Genomic DNA, 21,055 nt, shown 5'->3' with positions numbered 1-21,055 from the left:
GTTCCCTGGCATTTCGGGGGTAAACGCGTTCGCACGGGGGCCTGCTCAACACGCGAGGCGGATACAGATGGATCACGGAGCGGGGGACGACGACCTGCAATCGCTGGTCGGCGGAACGCTGTCAGTGTCAGCGGCGTACGAGGGCAGCGAGGAAATTGCCGATGCCCGCGACATGGCGCGTTCCTTCCTGGCTGAGGTCCAGGCCGTTCATGGCCTTCCCGTGTCAAGCCGTGTGATGGGCATGGTTCAACTCGTGGTCAGCGAGCTCGTGACCAATGCCCGCAAGTACGCTCCTGGCCCTTGCCTGCTGACGCTTCAGGTCGAGGGGGGAGCTGTCCAGGTGAGCGTCTGGGACAGCAGCACCACGCTGCCGGCGGTACTGAGCTCTGACCCGGACCGGATAGGTCAGCACGGTCTGGAAATCGTGATGGCCGTGTCCCAGAGCTTCGCTGTCCACCGTGAACCGGTGGGCAAGCGCATTACAGCGAGCGTGGTGCTGGCGGATGATCCGGGTGGTGACGCGGCCGGTCGCCAGCCGTGACCGGCCGTCAACCGGCCGCGCAGGGAGCAAACCAGTTGGGCACCCAAGCCGTGCTGGCTAAGGTCACCCGCCATGAACACAGCCAAGCTCGCACGCTCGTCGAGCCGATGGATGCAGTTGGCGCTCACGACGCTGGGCCGAGGCGAGAACGGGGACATCGCGGTGCATCACGCCGCGGTAGCAAGCGAGCACCTTCTCAAGGCATACCTTGCCAGCATCCACCCCGTCCTCATCACGGAGGGCAAGGACTTCACCTCTCTCCTTCACGCTGTCGGTCGGGGCAGTCAAGCCCCCGCGCCCATCACCGCCTTCCGCAGCATCGGCCTGCCTGACGCCTATGGCCGCGTCGCGATCTTGCTCCCCGCTCTGCCGGTCGATGCCACCGAGGTGAAGGCAGTCGCGAACGCACGCAACGGCGTGGCACATTCAGGCGTCCACGATGACACCTGCACCAGGGAACTCATCACCGTCTGCATCCGTCTGGCCGACGCCGTCCTGCCGCACGTGCCAGCAGCCAGCCCGGACGAATACTGGGGCGAAACGAAGGGTGTGCGGAATCGGCTCATTGCCGCGCACACGAGCAAGCTCCGCGACAAGATCGAGAAGCGAATCAACAGGTTCCGCGAGGCCTACAAGAACGCAAAGTTGCCCGATGACTGGGCGAGGGAGACGTGGCCGCCGACGCTCGCGCCGGACTGGGACAGGGACCTTGGAGGGTTTCGCCTGGGATCGCCATCCGCCGTGCTGCTGTCGTTGCGCGCCACTGACCAAAGCGTCCTCGAGGGAATGAAAGCCGTCGTCTGCATTGCCTGCCAGCAGCGCTCGCTCGTTCCGATGATCCACAAGCAGCCCGAAGACGACGAGGCAGCGGCCCGGCACAGCGCACTGTGCTTCCGCTGCGGTCTATATCTGAACGCCGAAGAGCTCTTCTTCCTTGGCCTAGGCGAGGTCATCGGGCTGCCCGCCTACGGCAACTAAGTCGGTCAGACTGCTCAACACGCTCGACTTGACAGAGAAGTTGTCGGAGACCATCGCCCGGAAGCGGTCGAGCTCCAGCACCTGGGAGGGGTTCCAGGTGGAGGCGAAGGTCGACTTGCCGGAGCCGGCCGCGCCGATCAGGACGATGAGCGCGGGGTCGGGGATGGTGGTGTCGAGCGGCTGGAGCGTGGCGTTGAAGGTGCGGGTCACGGGCGGACTCCTTGGGGCTGGAGGGTGGAGGTGGCCTGGTGCAGGCGCATTCCGGCGGGGGCACGGACGCGCTCCAGGCGGTTGCGGGCGGCGGTCACCGGCGTGCGCGGGGGCGGGTGGCAAGCCAGGTGGTCAGCGCGGCGGCGCCGATGCCGATGGCCCGGTGGAGGGCCTGGTCCAGTTCCATCAGCGCGGATCCGGGCCCGGAGAGTTCGGCGGTGACCTCGCCCTTGTCGTTGACGCGGGCGGCGGTGCAGTGGTCGACGTAGCCGCGCTTGCCGAAGGTGTCGGCGAGCTTCAGCAGCGGCTCGCGTCGGTCGATCACCAGGTGCGTGGCTGCGTTGACGGCGGCGCCGGCGAGGAGCGCCCCGAGCGGGACGCGGTGCCCGAGGGCGCGGGTGACGGTGAGGGTGGTGGCGACCTGGACGGCGGTGTATGAGCGGACGTGCCGGCAGGCGGCAGCCCGGCCCAGGACACTCGCCTTGAAGACGGGGACGTCGGAGTCGGCCGGGTCGGCACCGTCGGGGAGCGGGCTGCCGTCGGCGTAGACGTAGTGGTCGCCGTGCAGGCCCTTGAGGCGGGCGTCCTCACTGGACTGGACCCAGTGGTCGCACAGCGGGTGGACGGCGTCGAAGACGCTGAGGAGGGTGCCGAAGAGGGCCAGGCGCTCGGCGGTGCGGGGCGGTAAGGCGGTCACGGGAGTCTCCTTCGTGAGGCGGATGAGGGCAGGACCGGGCTGTCCGGTCCTCCGCACCGTCCCCGGACTCCGCGCGGGGCGCGGGCCAGGGGACGGCACAGGGAGCCGTCAGACCGTGCTGGGCGCCGTCTCGTTGGCGGCCTCGGTCGTCTTGCGGGCGCGCGGGGCGAGGTCCTGGTGGATCTGGCCGATGTTGGTGATGGGGACGGAGGTCGGGTCTTCGGCGGTCAGCAGGGTGTAGCGGTGCTGAGGGACGCCGTACTCGTCCTCCTCGCGGCTGTGGTGCAGGACCGCGCCGGGGGCGAGGTAGAAGGTGGCGTCGCCGGTGGTGTAGCCGCGCCACCGGTCGGCGCTGCTGAGCAGGCTCTTGCTGAGGTCGATGCGGTAGGCGGCCTGGGCGGCGCGGTGGGCGGCGTCGGTCTCGGTGGCAGCGCCGATCTGGCCGAGCGCCTCGTCCAGGTCGGCCGGCACGCGCACTCCACGGCCTCCGGCGGCAGGCGTGTAGAGCGGAGCGCTCAGGGCGAGGCGGCGGCGGACCGGGATGAGGACCAGGTCGGCGGCAGCGCTGAAAACGAGGGCGCCAGCCAGGGCGGCGGCGCCGGTGTAGGGCAGGTGCAGGGCGGCGTCGAGGCCGGCGGGGGAGTAGGTGTAGCCGGTCCAGGCGCCGGTGGCGGCGCCGATCAGCATGGTGACCGTGTCGGCGGCCTCGGTCAGAGCGGCGGTGGTACGGCGTACGAACGTGTTCACGGGATCTCCTTCGGGATACGGAAGGGCGGCCGCGAAGCTGCGGGCCACCCGGGGCGGTGCGGGACGAGCAGAGGGGCGGGTCAGAAGGGGAGCCGGCAGAACGGGGGTTCGTCGTCCCAGTCGGGGCGGGGGAGGAGGTGGAGGGTGTGGGTGGGACGGTCCCAGCGCCAGCAGAGTTCTCCGCCGGGGTAGATGCCGTCGGACCACCAGCCGCCGGCGCCCCGGCAGTCGGGGGAGCCGGGGCGGGGGCGCGGGGTGAGGCGAATCTCGTGGCGGGAGACGTCCAGTTGCCAGGCGCTGGCCTTGAGGGCGAGCGCGGCTGCCGCCGTCACTGCTGCTGTGACGGGGACGGCGGCGAGCAGAAGCGCGGTGCGCGGAGTCACGGTGGTCACTGCCCCGGCATGGCGCGGCACTTCTCGGAGGAAGCCGCGGGTGGGGTGGGTGCACGACCACTGCGGCCGGGTCGCGCACAGCCTGCACCGCAGAATCGCCACGGGGCCTTCGTTGGCGCCGGGGCTCGGGCCCATGTCCCGCAGTTGACGGCGGGTGGCCATGCCTTCGGGGACTGCACCGCGGTCGTACTCCTCGAGGGGAGCGCTGCTGCGCGGCACCCGGGGTCACCTCGCGGCGCCGGCGCTTTCGGCGGGGCCGGGGCATCACCGGCTCCAGATGCTGGGGAGCCGGGCGGGGCGCTGCGAGCGGGGGCAGCCGGTGCGGCGGTGCGGGCGGGCGACAAGCACGGGTGTCCTCCAACAGGGTTGATGGCGGGCAGTGCTGCGCCCCGCCGACAGAAAGGCCGTCGACGGGGCGGAAGGGGCGAGGCGTCTGGCCGGGCGGCCTGTCCGGTCCTCGTCGGCCCCGAAGGCGGGGTGGGCGAGGGCCAGGCAGAGCGTCAGGTCAGCGGAATGTGCGGACTGGAACGGCGCGCCTCCCGGGTGGGAAGTGCGCCGTTGTGTGACAGCGGTCAGGCGGCCTCTTCGCCGGTTACCTCCGGCCGGGGGCCCAGGGCCACCTTCGAGGTCTTTCCTTCCTTGATCCGGTGGATCTTTCCTGCCTTTTCCAGCTTGTTCAGCACGTTCGCGAAGGTCGACTCCGCAACCCCGCAGGCGGCCTGTAGCTGGCCCCGCTCCACGTAGTCGATGTCCTCGGGGTCGATGTCGTCGCCCTCGTCGAGCATGTCCACGTACATGGGGTCGGACTCGTCACGGAGGGCGGCCAGGACCTTCTCCTCCGACGTCAGCTCCTTGGCCTTCGGGAGGTCGACGCCGGCGAACGACATCCCGGCCTCGCCGGTCCCGCCTTCGCCGTCCTTCTCCTCGAAACCGGGGATGGGAGTCATGGCCAGCTCCTCCATGCGCGCCTGGTCGCCCCACCAGGGCACGTCGACCGGGGCCATGATGTTCTCCGGACGGATGTGGGGGGTGGCGTCCTCGAGGGTGTCGATCCGCATCATGCCTGCGCGCCCACCCGGGGCTGCGACGTAGCCTAGGCCGAAGGTGCGGCGCGGGTCCGACTCCTCCATGGTCGGGTCGTACACCAGCGCGTCGTCCTCCTCCACCCACACCGGCGGGATCAGGGAGGGGTCGATCCCCTCGAAGCCGGGGGGAAGGTCTCCCAGGTTCACCTGGTCGCTGTCGGTACGCAGGATGATCCAGGTGCCGCCGGCCAGGAGGTTGGCGCGGATCGCCTGCTCTCCGCCCAACTGGTCCAGGTTCACGGTCTGGTTGATCAGGACCCAGGGCATGCCCATGGAGCGGGTCAGGGAGGCGCCGTCCTTGACGATCTTCACCGCTTCCTTGCGGTTCGGTGCGCCTGGGGCCAGCATCTGGGCGGCCTCGTCCAGGATCGTGGCGCAGTACGGCCGCATCGCGGACGGCTCGAAGTTCTTCAGTTCCAGGCGGCCGGCCTCTTCGATCCGGTGCTGGAGGACCCACCAGGACAGCCGCATGGCGCCCAGGGCGCCGTACTGCGTCAGGCCGCTGTAGGCGGCCATCTTCGGGATCGCGGGGTTGCTGGCGCCCTTGGGGTCACCGTAGATCTGAGCCATCTGGTTGGCGTGGTACGCCAGGCTGATCATCTGGCCCGTGCCGCCCTTGCCGGAGCCGGTGGTACCGGCGATCACGACGTGGAGGGCGCCCAGCTTCGGGTCGAACAGTTGGATCCTCGCGGGGAATCCGGAGACGATCTTCCCGATGTTGACCCAGCCACCGGGGGTGGCCTTCAGCGAGTCCAGGCCCTGGAAGTCGTGGCCGGCCTCCAGTGGGTTGTGGTCCATGACGCGGATGATCGCGCGCCTGGGGTCGCGCCGTCCCGGCTCGTAGGAGACGAGGTCGATGGAGCGGCGGAGCGCTCCTGCCAGCTCGCCGAGGTTGACGACGCGGGGGAGCGCGTCCAGGTCGTCGTCGGCGACGACGCGCGCCACCTGGCCGCCGGTGTTCTCGTCCTTGCCGACCTCTTCCAGGTGTGTCTTCGGCAGGACCCGCTCCCTCACTCGCTTCCAGGCGCCCTCGAGCGTGGAGGGGTCCAGCTCCGCGCGCTGGGTGTACCAGACGGTGATGAAGACCTCTCCGGAGTGCGTGCCCACCCTCATGTCGATGTCCGCTGGGGGGCGTCCGAAGAGGCTGGAGACGGTCTCCTTCGCCACGTTGACGGAGTCGCCGAGGGCTGCGGTGATCCGGCCCTCCCAGCGGTCGGCGTAGATCACGACGTCGGACAGGACCTGGTTCTTGTGCCGGCCGTTCTTCGGGTCGCTGATCACGCGCCCCCAGGCCGCGATCATCTTGTCGGCCAGGGACACCGGACCCGGGGTGCCGGTGTTCGCCGGCGCGGCCTGCGTCAGCGCCTGCTCCACCTCGATCTTGTGTCGGCCGAAGACGCGGCGAAGGCGCCAGCCGGTAAAGCCGATCGCGGCCCACCAGCCCAGCGACAGGATCCCGGGAATGGTGGTTGGCTCGAGGGCGCCGGCCATCAGCGCGTCGGACGCTTCGGCTCCGCCCATCTGGCCCAGGGCCAGGCCCATGCCGGTGGTGATCGTGGAGATCCCCATGGTGTCGCGGTGCGCCCGCGCGATGTCGATCCCGGGGAGCTGGTCCGCCCAGCGGCCCAGGCGGTTCATGTAGTTGGCTCCGGCGAACGTCGCACCGGCCAGGAAGCCGGCCCAGGCGTAGGCCGCCGCGTTCGGGTCCAGGTAGGGGGCCAGGATGCCCACCCCGACGGGGAGGACGACCTGGAGCGCCGCAGCGGCGCGCTCCGCCGGCTCCGCGTTCGGCACGGTCTTGATGGTGGACATCGGGGGCTACTCCTGCTCTGGATCCGGGGTGATCCGCAAAGGGCGCGGCCGGCCCGCGGGGATGGGGTCCCCGGGCCGGCCGCGCCGGTGGTGGGTGGCGGCTATTCCTGCTCGAACCAGTCGCGCGAGACCTTCTCCAGGCCGTCGACGTTGGAGCGGTCGAAGGCTTCCTGGAACCCGGCGTGGGTGGTGCGGGCCTGGTCGCCTGCCGCCTTCGCGGCCTTCGCGGTGTCGGCCGTCTTCGACGCGTAGGTGATCGCGCCGTCCGACACACCGCGGATGATTTTCGCGAGCTCCTGGCACTCCGCCAGGGAGTCGCGGTCCACGCTCTTGGCGCCCAGCGCGTCCGCGTCGGAGGCGGTGTCGTCGGCCAGTTCCTTGATGTTCTCCGCGGCCTTCTTGACGCCCTCCGCGTTGCGGGCCAGGGCCTTCTCCTTGGCTTCGGTCTTTCGGACGAGGGCCTTGTACGTCAGCTCCGCCATGATCTTCTGTCCCTCCTGCTGCTACGCAGCGGGCGCGTAGGAGCCCTTGTCGTTGTAGAAGCGGAGCTCGGCCGGCTTCGTCTCGTCGCTGTCCACCACGGCCTTGTACAGCGGCGCGTACCTGGTCCCGATGTTGGTCAGGACGACCTTGCACATCTCCGCCGCCCGCTTCGCGCGCTTGTGGAGTTCGGCGGCCTCCGCCGCCTGGGCCTTCGTCGCGTCGGCCAGCTTGGTCAGCTTCGCGGCCAGCTTCTCCCCGCCTTCGACGGCCTTCGCCTGCTCCGCGAGCTGCTGGCAGTCCTTCGCCTCGTCCTCCGCCGCGGCCTCGAGCGACTTGCACGCTTCGGCCACCTTGATCAGGTGGTTCTCCTTGGCCTCCAGCTTGCGTTCGTACTGCTTGAAGTTGCGCAGCTCCTTGCGGCTGATCGACCCACGGGCGCCCTCCGTGCCCAGGGTCAGCGTGTTCGCGTCGATCTCCTTGACCAGGAGGCGCTTCACGTCCGTGCTCACTCCGTCGTCTCCTTCGTCCGGCGGGGCGATGACGAGCGTCTGGCCGCTGGGCCCCGTGACCGTCGTCCCCTTCGGGTTGTCCTTCTTCGGGTCCTGCTGCTTCGCCTTGTGGTCGGCGTGCGCCTTGTCCAGCCGCACGTGCTCCTTGCCGTTCTCCTCCTTCTTGTCCCGGTAGCCGTCCTTCGCGCCCTTCGCGTACGCCTTCACGTGGTCGACCACGTCCCGGACCGCGGAGCCGTCGCCGTGCCCCGTCTCCCGCGAACGCTGCAGCGGGGTCCGGTCGTCGGTCCCGTTCGAGCTGTGGCCGGCCGCACCGTTCTTGCCGGAGGAGCCGGCCGAACCGGAGCCGCCGCCCTTCCCGGATCCGCCGCTGGTCCCGGAGGAGCCGCCCGGGCCCTGGCTGCCGCCCTTTTTCAGGTCGACCTTCTCGCCCTTGCCCTTGTCGGCCTTGTCCTTCGAGCTGCCGGAACTACCGCCGGACGAGCCACTCGACGTCGATCCGCCGCCGCTTCCGGAGGCACCGGCCTTTCCGTCCCTGCCAGCCTTTCCACCAGCTCCCGCGTTTCCCGAGGAGCCGCCCTTCTCTTTGCCCCCGGAGTTCTTCGGACTTTTGGGACTGGTGTCCTGCGACGAACCTCCGCCACCGTTTGTGCTAGTGCCGCGCCCGCCGCCGGATCCGCCGCTCCCATTCGAGCCGGACGAGCCGCGCCCGCCGCCTCCGGTGGCGCCGCCGCTTCCGCCGCGTCCGGTGCCCGTGGAGCCGTTCCCGGTGGAAATTCGGCCTGAATTCTGGCCGCTGTTTCCGCCGGAATTGCGGCCCCCTCCACCGGCCCCTCCGGAGCTGTTTCGGGTGGGAAGTCCAGGCGACTTCATGACCGTGGTGGTCCGGGTCTCTTTCACCTGGTGCGCACTGGCCTTGGCCTTTTCCAGGTCCAGCCGTTTGTTCGCTGTTCCGCCGCCCTTTGCCCAGCGGGTCGCGCCCGCCCGGATCAGCGTTTTGAACACGCCCTCCTTGTGCCGGGCACCGGCCGCGTCGGATCCGGCCCCGGTCAGGTCCTCCGGGGCCTTGAACGACTCGCTGGTGACGCCCGGGGAGGAGCGGTCCACCACTCCGTCGGCGTCCGCCTTCGCGGCCGGATCGTCACCGTCCGGCCGGGCCCCGGCGCCGGTCGCGGTGACCGGTCGGGCGGGCTCCACCGCGGCCATCAGGGCGGCCATGATGCCGGTGTCCGCGGCGGGCGCCGGCGCGGTGCTGGCGGCCGGCGCAGGCGGATCGGGGGGGCCCGCGGGGACCGGGGGCGCCGTATCGGTCGCCATCTCTTACTCCCCTTCCTCTCCGATCACGTAGACCACGCCGTGCGCGTTGCGCCGACCGGTCCTGTCGTGCCTCATATGCTCCCTCGATCGTGACTCAGGGTGGTTACTCCTTACCTACTTCTCGGGCCAGAAGGCCGCCAGCGCACCCCCAGGGGCGCCTTTTCGCTGTTCAGGCGATCGGGAGTCGGTAAGGAGTAACCACCTCGGCTACCGTGCGTGACTACGCGTCGGCCTTCCTGCCCTTGCGTGCGAACACCGCGACGGCCAGGCCGCCACCGGCGACCAGACCCAGTAGGGCGGGGGAGCTGATCTCCCCGCCCCCGCCGTTGCTGGCGTTCTGGGCGTTGCCGGCGGCCTGCATGCCGGACCCATCGAGGGACTCGTACTGCTGCTTACAGTCCGCGACGACGTCGCTCCTGGAGGGTGATCCGTACCCCTTACCGATCAGGCCGGAGGAGTCCTTCACGCACTTGTCGACGGCCGCCTGGATCTTCTCGGCGGAGGCGGCCGCGGCCCTCTTGTCGCTGATCGCCTGCTCGTTCCGGAGCCTCATTTCCTCCAGCTCCAGCTTCTTCATCTGGATCTGGAGGGCGGCGGCCTCCTTCTCGTCCTTCGCGACCGCCGCCGAATGGACCTGGAACCAGATGGTTCCGCCACCGGCGATCGCCACCCCGGCCACCGCGATCGCGACCTTTCCCCGGCGGGTGAGACCGGCCTTCTTGTGCACGACCGGGGTTCCGTACGGCCCTTCATCGGCGTACGGGGAGGCGTCCGGAGCGCTGTTCCCGAAAGTCATTCCGGCCGCCATTCCTGCCTGAATTCCTTCGAATACCTTCTCTTCGTCGGGTGTCATTTCAGTCTCCGTTCTTGCGCGCCAGGTCAGAGGCTGCAGAGATCATGGCCTCCACACCTCGGAAGGTGTTGGTGGAAAGGTCATTCCATTCCCAGAACCGCATGTTAATGCCCTGCCGGGCGAGCTGGGACTGGAGGTAATTCACGGCCTTTTCCCGGTCGATCGTGGTGACGTGCCCGGTGGATTCCAGAAAGGTCTGGGCACCCCTGATGCACATACGTCCGGTGGGGGAGAAGTCGAAGGACTGGCACCAGCCGTAGCGGGTGAGGACTTCGATTACCTGAACCAGGTGGAACGAGGGCTTCAAGGGGCGCGGCTCCTGCCAAAGCCCCAGGTCAGCCATCGCGGACCGGACCCCCTTGGGGATCAGTCGCTGGCCCCAGGTCGGGGGGTCGGGCGCCCAGATCTCCAGGGCCGGCGGGATCACCGCGGGGGGTGCCAGCGCGGGCGCCGGCGGGGTCGTCGTACGGGTGCGCCCGGACTTCGGGGCTGGCCCGGTCGTCGTGGGTGCCATGCTGTGCTCCTTTCTTGCGTGAGCAGACGAGCCGAGGCCCTCCGCTGATCACGCTTCAGCAAGGGGCCTTCGTGCGCCTGAACCGCGTCGCGGTGGCGCGGGGCGGGTGGTGCTCGGTTGTGCCTGGCCCGCTGTGTCCGCGCTCGGGGCGCGGTGCGGGCTCGCGGCCTGCCGGCCGTGGCCGCCCCCGGTCCGCACTCAGTGGCGTGCGCGGACCGGGGGGCGACTATGAGCGGCAGGACGGTTGTGCGGGCGGTCCGGTCCGGTCCGTCAGCGGACCGTGTGCTGCTTGAGGGCGACGGCGATCTGTCCGGCGCGGTCCGTGGCGATGGAGCCGCCCTCGGCCCGGACCGCCTTGGCGATGTTGGACCGGTTCAGCGGCTCACCCTCGGTCCGGAGCCGGTCCAGCGCGGTCCGCTCCAGGTCCGTGAGCGTGATGACCGTGCGGTCCGGACCGCCGCCCTCGCCACGGTCCGGGCCCAAGGTGCCGTCCGGGGCTTCCTGGGCGGCCGGTCCGGTGCGGTCCGGCTCCTGCGGTCCGGGAACGGTGTCGGCGGTCCGGACCGTCACCTTGCGCGTGCCCGCCGTGCTCTGAGCGGCGGGCACGGTCCGGGACCCACGGTCCGGACCGGGGCCGGTCCGCAGGTCAGCTCCCTGCGGTCCGGCCGGACCGGCTTCCAGGGCGAGCGCCGGTCCGCCGGTCCGGTCCGTGGGTCCTGCGGTCCGGACCGGACCGTGGACCGCTTTCCGGTCGGCCGGACCGGACCGGACCGGATACCCGCCGTGCTGGACCGGGCGGACCGGGACCATGCTGTCCAGCGGTCCAGGCCGGTCCGTGCGGGTCAGGGTGAGCACGGTGGGGATGGCGGCCGGTCCGTGGTCGTCGGCCCCGACGCGGGGGACGACGACCCGGTGCAGGGCCAGACCGGTCCGGACCGCCTTGCGGTCCGCGAGCTGTGCGCCCGCTGCGGTCCAGGCCCGGTCCAGCGTGGTCAGCCGCGGGTCCGTGATCGCCAGCGACCAGGCAGTGAAGGAGTGGACCGGGTAACGGAACCAGCGGACCGCCCCGATGGACGGGCGGGCCTTGGCGACCTTGCCGTCCTCACGGAGCTTGCGGCGGTGGATCAGCGAGGCGTACAGCTCCCACAGCACCATGCCCACGATGCTCATGGCGGCGAAGGCCACGGCCTTCGGGGTGAAGTGCCAGTAGGTGATCTGCTCCGTCCAGATCTCCTTCTTCGCATCCCAGACCCGGCTGCCAGCCGACGGCTGCCCGGAGGCGTGCCAGAAGTTCATGACCGCCGCCCCGAGGGCGAAGATCCATGTGCTGACGCGGTAGAGGGTTCCGGCGTCACCGCTCTGGCGGGCCTGGTGGTACATCCAGCCCACGAACGCCGTCGACAGCTCCCAGGCGGCAGCGAACAGGATCGTGAAGGGGACGACCCAGCCGAGGATGTCCTCGGCGAACCCGGCCTGGCCCGTCCACGCCACCGCCATCGGGGCGGTGATCGGACCGATCACCAGCAGACGTTCCGCGTTGACCTTCACGAACTGCTTCACGCGGTCGGTCACGGACGGCTTCCCGCTGCGAGCGGCGGCCCGCAGCTCCCGGGCCTTGGCCCGGCGGGCCTCCTTCGCGTCCCTGCGCTCCCCTTTCGCCTGGAGCTTGAGGCGCTTGCGCTCCAGCGCCCGCTCGGTGCGGTCGGTGGCGCGCTTCATCCGGGCGGCGGCTTCGGCCACCATGTCGTCGGCGGCCTTCAGCGTGACCTCCGCGTCCGCTTCCCGCAGCCGGGCCTGCGCCAGGGCCTGCTCGGCTTCCTTGAGCTCCGCGTCCCGCTTGGTGCGGGCCGCGGCCAGGATGCGGTCGGCTTCCTCCCGGGCGGTGCGGGTCAGCCGCTCGGCGTCCTCGGCCGCCGTCGCCCGCAGCCGGCCGATGTCCTCCTTGGCGAGCGCTCGGGTACGAGCCGCATCCGCGCGGGACGCCTCCCGCTCGCGGGCAGCGTCCTCACGCAGCTCGGCGGCCGCCTTCTCCGCCTCGGTGCGCACCTGCGCGGCCTGGGCATCCGCGCTCTCGCGCAGCCGGTCGGCCTCGCCGCGCGCCCGCTGAAGGAGCTCGTCGGCGTCGATGGTGGCCCGGGTGCGAGTCTCCGTCGCGGTGCGCTCCGCCACCGCGAGCAGCTCGGTGCGCGCGATCTCCGCGTCGGCGAGGGCCTTCGCAGCGGCCTGAGCGGCCTCGGTGCGGACCTGCGCCGCCTGCGCGGCCGCCGTGGTGGCGACCTCGTCCGCCTGGCGGCGCGCGTCGGCGAGCATCTGCTCGGCAGCCGCGTTGGCGTCAGCGAGGACCTTCTCGGCGGCGCCGGACGCCGCCGCGGTGATGGTGTCGGCCTCCGCACGCGCATCGGCGAGCATCTGCTGCGCCATCGCTTCGGCGGCGGCACGAACGCCATCGGCGTCGGCAGCCGCCGTGGTGGCGGCCTCCCTACGGACCCGGTCGGCGTCCGTCGCGGCGACGGCAAGGAGGTGGGACTGCTCCGCGGTGGCGGCCTCGGTGATCGAGGCCGCCTCGGTGCACGCGCCGTCCAGCAGCTCGGTGCGGGCGCGCTCCGCGTCGGCGAGGATCCGCGCGACGTCGTCGGCGGCCAGGTCCCGAAGGTCGGCGGCGCGGTCGGCGGCGTCGGCCAGGACCGGGTCGGCCTCCAGGAAGACCAGCGACACCGTCTCCTCGGGCGCGGCGGCCTGGGCGGGAACGGAGGCCGGCGTCGCCGGTGCCTTGGCGCGCCCGTTGCGGGGCTTCGGGTTCGCCGCGGGGCGCCGGCGGCGGGTAGCGGGCTTGGTGGCCACGGAAAGTCCTCTCTTCCGGGCGCCTCCGAGAAGGGGCACCGTGGTTCTGCGGCGGTGGGTAAGGTCGTGACCAGGCCCTCCGAGTCCCCGGCAGCTCTCATGCCGGGGACTCGGAGGGCCGTCGTCGTGGTGCGGTCAGCGCCGGGGATCAGGCAGCCGCCGCGTCCTGGCTGGGCCCGTAGGTCCGGGCGAAGCGGGCGCCCGCGGTCAGCAGGGCGGTGATGTCCGTGTGGGTGCGGTGCTGCCGCTCCGACCAGGGCGTGGCGCGGGCGGAGTCGGACCCGGTGTGGGCCTGGACCAGCCGGTCCAGGACGAAGCCCGCCACGTAGGCGGTGTCCGTGTCCCCGTGGGCGCCGTCCTCACCGACGTGACGCAGCGCCGTGAACAGGGTCCGCTGCGGGTCGGTGCCGCTCTCGTCGCGGACGAAGCGGATCAACGCCCGGAGCATCGCCTTGACCGTCATGGAGTCGTCGTCGGCGAGGTCCGCGCCGGCCGACCAGTCCTTGCTGTAGTCGTAGGCGCGGATCCAGCCGTCCTTGGCCAGCAGGGCGATGGTGGCCTCCAGGTGGCGGGCCACGGCCTCGCCGGAGGACTCCTCGCCGGACGGGCCGATCCACAGCGGCTGGTAGGACTCGGCAGCGCGTTCGGCCGCCTTGCTCAGCGTCACGTCGGAGAACACCGCCGCAGTGGAGGCGGGGGTGGTGGTCGTCTCGGTCATGCGAGCCTCATTCCAGGGTTCGGTGAGTGGGTCCGGGCTGTCCGGCTCCCCGTCACCGCCCGATCCGGCCGCCACGGTGGTGGGCGGTCGGCGCGGGCGGATCAGGCAGCCGTCAGTCAGGCCGCAGCCGCGAGGGGCCGGTGCGGGGCGATGACCTTGCCGTCGGGAAGCAGCTCGCCTGCGTCCTTGAACAGCAGGACGGCGTTGCACAGCAGGCTCCATCCCTGTTCCGGGTGGCCGGCCACGACGTGCGCGGCCTCTCGGTCCGGGCTGTCGGCGGCCGGGCACTTCGGGGTGTGCGTGCACAGCGAGTCCGGCAGCCGTCGGGTGCCGGTGACGGTCGGGGTGGTGCGGTTCATGAGCTCTCCCGGAGAGGAAGGGATCCCGAGGCTTTCCCGGGCTGGAGACGTGCGAAAGGCCCGCCACCCGTCGTGCGGGCGGGCGGTCGATGGCAATGCGGGGCGGGCCACAACCTGCCCGCCCGCCCCGTCCAGCGGTCAGGCGGCGGCGCGCTTGCGGGCCGCGCGACGCTTCATCCGGCGCCGCTCCTCCTCGTCGGTGCCGCCCCACACACCGTGCTCCTGGCCGCTCTCCAGCGCCCACTGCAGGCAGCGCTCCATGACCGGGCAGCGACGGCACACGGCCTTCGCCTCCTCGATCTGCAGCAGCGCCGGCCCGGTGGTGCCGATCGGAAAGAACAGCTCGGGGTCTTCGTCCTTGCACACCGAGCGGGCCCGCCAGTCGGTGTTGACCGGCACGCCGGCGGAGGGCGCGTAGGTCGTGCGTACGATGGAGCGGTTCATCAGGGCCTCCCAGAAGGTCCGTACGGAACAGCCCCAGGGGCGCAATCCCTGGGGCTGTTCGCATGTCTACGGCCAGACGGCCGGAGCGAGGGGTGAACTCCCGGCGCTCTCCACCGGCCCCGCCGAAAGGGCGCGGGACCGATGGGCAATGCCGGAAACGGCACTACTTCAGGTGGTTGAGGTACGCCTCCTGGAGAGTGAAGAACGCCTCGTACAAGCGCTTCCCGGCACGACAGTCCTGGCTAGGAACAGTGGTCGTGCAGGCCGCACAGGCGGCCGCGTGCCGGCGGTACGCGGTGTTGGCGGCCATGTACCGGCGATGCAGGTCGTCAGCCGCGGGCACGCCGGTCGTCCTTCGACTGTTGGTTGACCCGCCGGACGTCCTCGCTGAGGCGCTTCTGCTGCTGCTCGTCGACCACGCTCACTCCCCTCGGACCGATCCGGTCCCGGCCAGAGCCGGGGCGGGAGCGAGGGAGCCGCCGCACCGGCACCGCCAGTACGCGCAGACGGGGCAGGCGTCGTCGGCGGCCCGTACCGGCTGAGCCAGCGACAGCAGCTCGCGGTGCTCGTGGCCCGGCACCATCTGGCCCAGGGTGCGCCGGGTCAGACGGTCAGCCTGCCGGGCGCGGCGGTCGCCGTCGGCCACAAGGTGCTTCACGAGTTCGTGGAGCCGGGCCTCGGGGCCGACCACGGCCGTAAGCCGGTCACCGCAGCGGCAGGTCTCGAACGTGCCGGTGCAGCGAGGGCAGTTGCCGGTGAGACGCAGGCTGGTGTGTGGGATGCTGGAGGGGTTCAAGAGGGCCTCCTAACAGGTCCTGCGATCGGCCCCCGGATGCACCCGGGGGCCGATCTGTATTTCGGATGACTGCCGGACGAGCAGCCACGGCCCCGCCCGCACCCGCAAGGGGAGGGCGGCCAGGACCGTGGTGGCTGGTCCGGATCAGCGGTTCGACGCCCTCATCACGGACCTGCGCCCCAGCTCGGCCTGCCGCACGTCAAACGCCTCCGAGTTCTCCGGCGCCGTCGGCACATCGCGCGCCTCGGCCGACGCGGGCCCGGCAGGAACCTCCACGCGGCGACCATCCGCCTCCCGGACCGCAGGCAGTACGGCAGCCCACTGGGCGGTGCGCTGGGCCGGATCGGCGTACTGGCGGTCGAAGCGCCGACGCTCCCGGGCGAAAAAGTCCCGCTGCGCCTTGCGCCGGGGCTCCTGGCGGAGCAGACGCAGGTACGTCACCACCAGGCGCTCGCCGTCGGGGCAGAGCCGCGGCTGCCGATCCCGGCCGGTCACCTCCTGCTCGCAGACCGCGCACGCCGTCCGGTGGCGGGCGAACACGAGGCGGACCGACTCCGCGCTGAGCGGGGCGGGCCTGAGCTGGGTCGCAGCCGGCACGGAGCCGGTCTTGGGCTTGGGCAGCACCTTCGTCGCCCGCCGGGACGCGACGCTCGGCGCCGCCTCGGCCAACTCCGCGCGCCAGACGTCGACCTCAACGTCGACGGTGACCCGGCGGTTGCTTCCGTCCGTGCAGCGCTGCGGATCGGCGGCGCCGGCGCGGCCGGTGTGGTGGGGCACCAGCTTCGGCGTGCCCAGCATGCCGGTGATCGGGACCCAGGTCGAGCAGTCGGGACAGACCAGGTGCTCCTTGCCGGGAGTCAGGTCGATCTCGTTGGCCTTGAGTTCCGACGCGACGATCGGCGGGAGGCTGTTGACGTTCTTCGTGCGGGTCTTCCGGCGGCGCTTGCGGGCCTTGGCCGCCACGGTCGTCGTGGTCGTCATGAGGAGACTCCTCCTGTAGTGGGGAGAGGGGGCTGCGTCGCGGGTGCGCTCTCCGACCGCCAGGCGTACGGCCAGGGGCCAGTAGTCCTGGAGGACGGGCAGCTCATCTGCGCTGCGACGTACACGGGAGTGCCCGGTCCAGTGACCGATCCGGGGGATTTGGTGGAACTATCGACCCCGGCCCTCCCCCTCCTCGGGGCAAGGACTCCTGCTGCAGATCTGAGGTGCCCCGCGTGAGACGAGGGGCAGTCAGGAGCCGTTGTTTCGCAGCCCCTTGACCTACATCAGGTTGCCTCAGGTACCCTCAGGTGTCAAGCGGTATAGTGAGGCTGCCGAAGATGGACACACGAACGACGGAATGGAGGAGAGCGATGACTGGGCAGCACCGGGCAGACAATCGACCGCCCTACATGCGGATCGCCGAGCACTTCCGCGGCCGCATCAACTCGGGCAGCCTCCGCCCCGGCGACTTGCTGCCGAGCATCAAGAAGCTCGCCGCGGAATTCGAGGTCAGCACAGCCACTGCGGACCGAGCGATGCGCATCCTCCGCGAAGAGGGCCTCGTCCAGGGCATTCCGGGCGTCGGCACGGAAGTGGTCGGCCCTCCCGTCCCCTTGTCGTCGGGGTCCGAGCGCCATGACCGTAGCGGACGCACACAGTCGACATGGGGCGCCGGCGAGCAGTCGTCCGGCCACAGCGCCGCGATGGTGCCGGCTCCATCTGAGGTAGCAGCCGCCTTGAACATCGCCCGCGATGCGGAAGTTATCCGGCGCACCCGGGTATACCGCGACGCTCGCGGCATCGTGGCTCACTCCACGTCGTGGATTCCCGCGAAGTTCGCCGAGGCTGTTCCAGAGCTGCTCCAGAGCGCCCGCCTCAAGAACGGCCTGTCGCTGGACCAGATCGCCAGGGCAACAGGCCGGATCACCGTACGCCGCGTCGATGAGGAGTCGGCCCGCATCGCCACCGCCAGCGACCTCGACCTCCTGGAGCTGGACCCGCAGACTGTGGCGGCGATCCTCGTACTAACCTCGCGCTTCTACGACGCCGACGGGAACGTTCTCGAGTTCGGAGTCGACCTCGGCGCTCCCGGGCGGACTCGGATGATCACCTCCGAGGTGGGGGCATGACAAGGCGGCAGCCCTGGGTGCTGCTGATGTCGGGTCTCCCTGGAGCGGGTAAGACGACCCTGGCCCGTGCGGCAGAGAAGGCCGGCTTCATTCGCTTGTGTCCGGACGAGGTCATGTTCGAGCGTCACGGACACTACGGCCGGGACTTCCCCCGCGGTCAGTACCTAGTTCGCGAGGCTCCGATCCTCCTTGAAGTTCAGGAGGAGCTTCGCGATCTCGTCGCCGAGGGACGTGACGTGGTCGTCGACCACGGGTTCTGGACCCCGGCGGAGCGTGCATTGTGGACGGGCATCGTTAGGGAGGCAGGGGGCGTTCCGGTCCTCGTCTACCTGCCCGTGCCCCACGACGTGCGATGGCGCCGTATCCAAGAACGAAACGCGCGCGCCCTGGTGGATGCGAATTCGATCGAGTTCAGCGAGTCCGACCTCCTCAGGTTCGCTGGCCGATTCCACCCGCCCACTAAGGCCGAGCCCCACGTCATCTACGACGGCAACCCCGAAGCCTTGCTCGCCAGATTGGGTCAGGGGTGCCCTCTTGCTGGCGGAGGGACGTCGTGATGGGCCGTCACTTACGGGCTCGACACGGTGTGACCTGTCGTCACTCTGTGGCAGGTCGGGGGAGTAGGGTGTCCTCGGATCTGATCCACTGCAGCAATGAAAAAGCCCCCTTCGACCGGCCAGGGTCTTCGGGGGCTCTCGGCCGGGGTTATCCCGGCCCGGCGAACCACCTTTACTGAGAGGAAGGCGGTCGCGTGATGCAGGGTACCCGTACCCGCTCGCGGACACACACCACCCCGCCGTTGCAGCGACGCTCCCGTGTCGCTCCGGCGGGCCGTACGCGTCTCCATGACCTCTTCGCCGCGCCGATCGGCGGCCAGACCGCCCGGTTCGCGTCCACTGACTTCCGCGCTGGTTGGCAGCTCGGGCAGCACTCCACTCCGGAGGCCGTATTGGCGTAGAAGCGTGAGGCTGGCGGCGCCCTCATTCGGGGCCCAGAGCCGCCGGGACGCCCAGTCTCCGAGGTGATAGCAGCACCTCGGCTGAGCGCCCCCTCTGACACCGGCCGGCGTTAGCAGCGCCGCCCGAAGGGGTCGTCCGGACCGATTAGCGGTCGGATCCGAACACTCGTACTGGTTCGCTCCAGAACCACGAAGCACCTACAGGGGGCTTCGTCATGCCGTTTTGGCGATGCCTCCACGACAGGAGCCATTGTGCAGGACTGCCTTGCCGTTTTCCAGCTCAGCCGTGACCGTTTGATCGGCTTTAGCGTTGTCTGCGCGTTGTCCTCTACGACACACCGTGCCAACCCGGCCCTCGACACCGCTGTCGGCGGGCCGCGGTGAGCGCCCTCACCGCCATCGCTCCGGCGGCTGTGCCGGTGCCGCGCGGTTCGGTCGACGACTCCGTGGTCCCGCTGCCGGAGCTGTGGGTGCCGGAGGCGTCGCAGTGGCTGTCGTCGTCTGCTGGGCGCTTGGCGGTTGATGGCTTCTCGTGGATGCAGGCGGTGCACTGGGTGGCTGAGTCGGGGCTGTTCCGACCTCGGCGGCACCGGTCGCACGGTCCGCGGTCGTTCGGTCCGACGACCGTACGCATCGCCCAGGAGCTCGCTCAGCTTTTCCCGTGCCGTCCGGGGATCGAGTACCTGGTGCGGCGTACCGGGTTGTCGGAACGGGCGGTGGAGTACCACCTGGCGATGCTGCGGGAGGCCGGGTTGCTCGCGTGGATCGTCAGGGGTACGCGGGTTTCTGGCGGTCCGGCGCGGGCCAGCGAGTTCGCGCGGATGATCCCGCCGGAGTTCGACGGGGCCCTGGGGATCCGTACGGTGCAGCGGGACGGGGCGGCTCCGGCGTACACGCGGGCGGCGTCCGGGATCGCGGAGGCCGGCCGGGAGCTGATGGCGAAGCTGGCCAAGAAGGCGTCGCGGAAGGTGGGTAAGCCGCGTTCGAAGACGTCATCGAAAGCCCCGACGAGGGGTGCCCGGAAGGGTGCTGAGCAGGGGGCTGTGACGGCTGTTTCGGATGAGGCCCGTTGCACCCCAATGCAGGTTGGTACCTCAGGTGTCTCTTCTGCGGGTGGTACTTCCTCCCCCTCTGAGAGCGAGCTCGCAAGCGGGGGGAGCAAGTCCCCCACCTCGAGGAAGTTCAAGGCGAAGGCCGCCGGTGGGCGGAAGTCGAAGCGGAAGTCGCTGAACCGGATCGGCCGCCGGTTCCAACTGGCCGGTGAGCTGACCCGCCGGGTCGAGTGGCTGCGTGGCTGCTCGGTGCCCCGGATCGCCTGGGTGGCGCGTGAGGTCGCCGACGCCGGGTGGACCGCTGACGAGGTCCTGGCCTGGCTGGAGATCCGCGGCACCGCCGAGCGTGTCCGCCGCGGCTCCGGCTTGCTCGCCGTCCTGCTCTCCTCGGCGACGACCGTGCTGGACACCCCGGCCAAGCGCGCGGGCGTGGTGGAGCAGTCGCACCGGGCAGAAGAAGCCCGGCGCCGCCACCGCATCGCGCAGGTCCGTGCTGAGCGCGAGCGGAAGGACGGCGCCTGGGAGTCCCCGGCCGACACCGCCCTCAAGCACGAGATCGAGGCGGCGTTTGCCCACGTCAACCAGGTCGCCCGCAACAGCCTCCACCCGCAGGTAGCCAACGACCTCCATCAGCCTGCTCAGGTAGGCGCCGACCCGTTCGAGATCAGCGACGCGGAACGGACCGAGATGCGCGCCCAGGCCCGCGCCCAGCTCCAGCTCGGGTCGATCGACCTGATCGAGGACACGATCCATGCTCTCGGCGCCGCCGCGGCGCAGCACATCTTCGGCGAGGACCTGGTCCGCCGCGCCGAGCAGCTCGCCACCTTCGCCCGAAGCTCCCTGACCACCTACAAGACGCAGTAGGAGGCGCGACATGACGAACTCCCACCTGGCCGCACCGAGCGTTCCTGAAGCATCGGGCGCGGACCTCGCCCGCATCGCACTCCATCAGGCCCGCGAAGCCGCCCGTCAGCGCGGCGCCCAGACCCGTGCCCCGCGCCGACCGAAGCGCGTGACCCTGCAGCGCGACCGCCGCGACCCCGCCGGCTTCGCCACCGTCATCCAGTCCCTCATCACCGAGCGGGCCTGGGACGTACCCGCCTCCGGAGGCAGCGTCCTCGACCAGTGGCCCGACATCGCGGCCGCGGTCGCGCCGAACCTGGCCGCCCACACCGCCACCGTCGCCTTCGACTCCCCGACCGGGCGGCTCAGCCTGCGCCCCGACTCGCCGGCCTACGGCACGCAGCTCCGCCTGCTCACCGCCCGGATCATCGACGCGGCCAACCAGCGGGTCGGCAGATCTGTCGTCCGCGAGGTCCGCGTCCTTCCGGCCGGTCCCACTGTCGCGACGCCCGAGCCCGCCGTTGCAGCCCGCCCCGCGGCCGAGCCAGCCGGCGCCGTGAAGACCCGGGAGAACGCCTCGGCCGGCTACCGGCGCGCTCTCAATGCGCACCTCGTGGCGCGGGGTGTACAAGGCGTGCACTCCAGCCCCGGCCATGAGGCGGGCTGGCAGGAGGTCGACCGAGCCCAGTCCAAGCACTAGGTTCCTGAACGGAGGTTCGACACGTGAGGTTACGAGAAGCGATCGAGGGCGTGCGGATACCGGCGCCTCTGCCCGGGTGTCCCGTCTCGGAAGCC

22 protein-coding genes are annotated in these 21,055 nt (G+C 70.8%); 6 read left to right on the top strand and 16 right to left on the bottom strand.

Features of this window, described 5'->3' with window-relative positions:
- Positions 1–67: 67 nt before the first annotated feature.
- Both ABZ135_RS23700 and ABZ135_RS23695 read left to right on the top strand, forming a co-directional pair.
- The gene (locus ABZ135_RS23700) at positions 68–541 is read left to right on the top strand and encodes an ATP-binding protein (protein ID WP_355273814.1); all 474 of its coding nucleotides are present in this window, start codon (positions 68–70) and stop codon (positions 539–541) included.
- Between the two features lie 72 nt (positions 542–613).
- Complete coding sequence (locus tag ABZ135_RS23695; RefSeq protein WP_355273817.1) at positions 614–1,519, top strand: hypothetical protein; 906 nt, start codon at positions 614–616, stop codon at positions 1,517–1,519.
- On the opposite strand, the gene ABZ135_RS23690 is transcribed toward ABZ135_RS23695, so the two are convergent.
- From ABZ135_RS23690 to ABZ135_RS23615, 16 genes are all read right to left on the bottom strand, one after another.
- Complete coding sequence (locus tag ABZ135_RS23690) at positions 1,481–1,729, bottom strand: hypothetical protein (RefSeq protein ID WP_356698233.1); 249 nt, start codon at positions 1,727–1,729, stop codon at positions 1,481–1,483. The two genes, ABZ135_RS23695 and ABZ135_RS23690, sit on opposite strands and share 39 nt — an antisense overlap.
- 94 nt (positions 1,730–1,823) lie before the next feature.
- Complete coding sequence (locus ABZ135_RS23685; RefSeq protein ID WP_356698232.1) at positions 1,824–2,426, bottom strand: hypothetical protein; 603 nt, start codon at positions 2,424–2,426, stop codon at positions 1,824–1,826.
- A 108-nt stretch (positions 2,427–2,534) separates the two neighbouring features.
- Positions 2,535–3,173 carry a hypothetical protein gene (locus ABZ135_RS23680; protein ID WP_356698231.1) on the bottom strand — a complete coding sequence of 213 codons (639 nt, stop codon included), beginning with the start codon at positions 3,171–3,173 and terminating at the stop codon, positions 2,535–2,537.
- Positions 3,174–3,253: 80 nt separating this feature from the next.
- A complete protein-coding gene (locus tag ABZ135_RS23675) occupies positions 3,254–3,784 on the bottom strand; it encodes a hypothetical protein (protein ID WP_356698230.1) in 531 nt (176 codons plus the stop codon).
- Positions 3,785–4,137: 353 nt separating this feature from the next.
- Complete coding sequence (locus tag ABZ135_RS23670; protein ID WP_356698229.1) at positions 4,138–6,462, bottom strand: hypothetical protein; 2,325 nt, start codon at positions 6,460–6,462, stop codon at positions 4,138–4,140.
- A gap of 101 nt (positions 6,463–6,563) precedes the next feature.
- Complete coding sequence (locus ABZ135_RS23665; RefSeq protein ID WP_356698228.1) at positions 6,564–6,944, bottom strand: hypothetical protein; 381 nt, start codon at positions 6,942–6,944, stop codon at positions 6,564–6,566.
- Positions 6,945–6,965: 21 nt separating this feature from the next.
- Entirely contained in the window at positions 6,966–8,771 is a 1,806-nt protein-coding gene (locus ABZ135_RS23660) for a hypothetical protein (RefSeq protein WP_356698227.1), read from the bottom strand.
- A gap of 220 nt (positions 8,772–8,991) precedes the next feature.
- Positions 8,992–9,567, bottom strand: coding sequence for a hypothetical protein (locus ABZ135_RS23655; protein ID WP_356698226.1), 576 nt, complete (start codon positions 9,565–9,567; stop codon positions 8,992–8,994).
- A 58-nt stretch (positions 9,568–9,625) separates the two neighbouring features.
- Positions 9,626–10,138: a hypothetical protein gene (locus ABZ135_RS23650; protein ID WP_356698225.1), complete on the bottom strand. Its 513-nt coding sequence runs from the start codon at positions 10,136–10,138 to the stop codon at positions 9,626–9,628.
- Between the two features lie 270 nt (positions 10,139–10,408).
- Positions 10,409–12,979 carry a hypothetical protein gene (locus ABZ135_RS23645; RefSeq protein WP_356698224.1) on the bottom strand — a complete coding sequence of 857 codons (2,571 nt, stop codon included), beginning with the start codon at positions 12,977–12,979 and terminating at the stop codon, positions 10,409–10,411.
- Between the two features lie 148 nt (positions 12,980–13,127).
- Complete coding sequence (locus tag ABZ135_RS23640) at positions 13,128–13,697, bottom strand: hypothetical protein (RefSeq protein WP_356698223.1); 570 nt, start codon at positions 13,695–13,697, stop codon at positions 13,128–13,130.
- Between the two features lie 116 nt (positions 13,698–13,813).
- A complete protein-coding gene (locus ABZ135_RS23635; protein ID WP_356698245.1) occupies positions 13,814–14,005 on the bottom strand; it encodes a DUF5999 family protein in 192 nt (63 codons plus the stop codon).
- A 189-nt stretch (positions 14,006–14,194) separates the two neighbouring features.
- A complete protein-coding gene (locus ABZ135_RS23630) occupies positions 14,195–14,500 on the bottom strand; it encodes a WhiB family transcriptional regulator (RefSeq protein WP_356698222.1) in 306 nt (101 codons plus the stop codon).
- Positions 14,501–14,663: 163 nt separating this feature from the next.
- Positions 14,664–14,843: a hypothetical protein gene (locus ABZ135_RS23625; protein ID WP_356698221.1), complete on the bottom strand. Its 180-nt coding sequence runs from the start codon at positions 14,841–14,843 to the stop codon at positions 14,664–14,666.
- A gap of 78 nt (positions 14,844–14,921) precedes the next feature.
- On the bottom strand, positions 14,922–15,296 hold the full coding sequence (locus ABZ135_RS23620) for a hypothetical protein (protein WP_356698220.1): 375 nt from the start codon (positions 15,294–15,296) through the stop codon (positions 14,922–14,924).
- Between the two features lie 144 nt (positions 15,297–15,440).
- Complete coding sequence (locus ABZ135_RS23615; protein ID WP_356698219.1) at positions 15,441–16,277, bottom strand: hypothetical protein; 837 nt, start codon at positions 16,275–16,277, stop codon at positions 15,441–15,443.
- 371 nt (positions 16,278–16,648) lie between these two features.
- On the opposite strand from ABZ135_RS23615, the gene ABZ135_RS23610 reads away from it, so the two are divergent.
- The 4 genes from ABZ135_RS23610 to ABZ135_RS23595 all read left to right on the top strand — a co-directional run bounded on the left by ABZ135_RS23610 (position 16,649) and on the right by ABZ135_RS23595 (position 20,960).
- Entirely contained in the window at positions 16,649–17,407 is a 759-nt protein-coding gene (locus tag ABZ135_RS23610) for a GntR family transcriptional regulator (protein ID WP_356698218.1), read from the top strand.
- Positions 17,404–17,964, top strand: a complete 561-nt coding sequence (locus tag ABZ135_RS23605) for an ATP-binding protein (protein ID WP_356698217.1) — start codon at positions 17,404–17,406, stop codon at positions 17,962–17,964. Before ABZ135_RS23610 ends, ABZ135_RS23605 begins: the two co-directional genes overlap by 4 nt.
- Positions 17,965–19,444: 1,480 nt before the next feature.
- A complete protein-coding gene (locus ABZ135_RS23600; RefSeq protein WP_356698216.1) occupies positions 19,445–20,281 on the top strand; it encodes a hypothetical protein in 837 nt (278 codons plus the stop codon).
- 10 nt (positions 20,282–20,291) lie between these two features.
- The gene (locus tag ABZ135_RS23595; protein WP_356698215.1) at positions 20,292–20,960 is read left to right on the top strand and encodes a DciA family protein; all 669 of its coding nucleotides are present in this window, start codon (positions 20,292–20,294) and stop codon (positions 20,958–20,960) included.
- Positions 20,961–21,055 lie beyond the last annotated feature (95 nt).

Origin of the sequence: Streptomyces sp. NPDC006339, assembly GCF_040612775.1 — a bacterium.
GTDB lineage: Bacteria > Actinomycetota > Actinomycetes > Streptomycetales > Streptomycetaceae > Streptomyces.
Note: the sequence above shows the minus strand (reverse complement) of the source record. Positions and strands in the feature narration are given on the sequence as shown.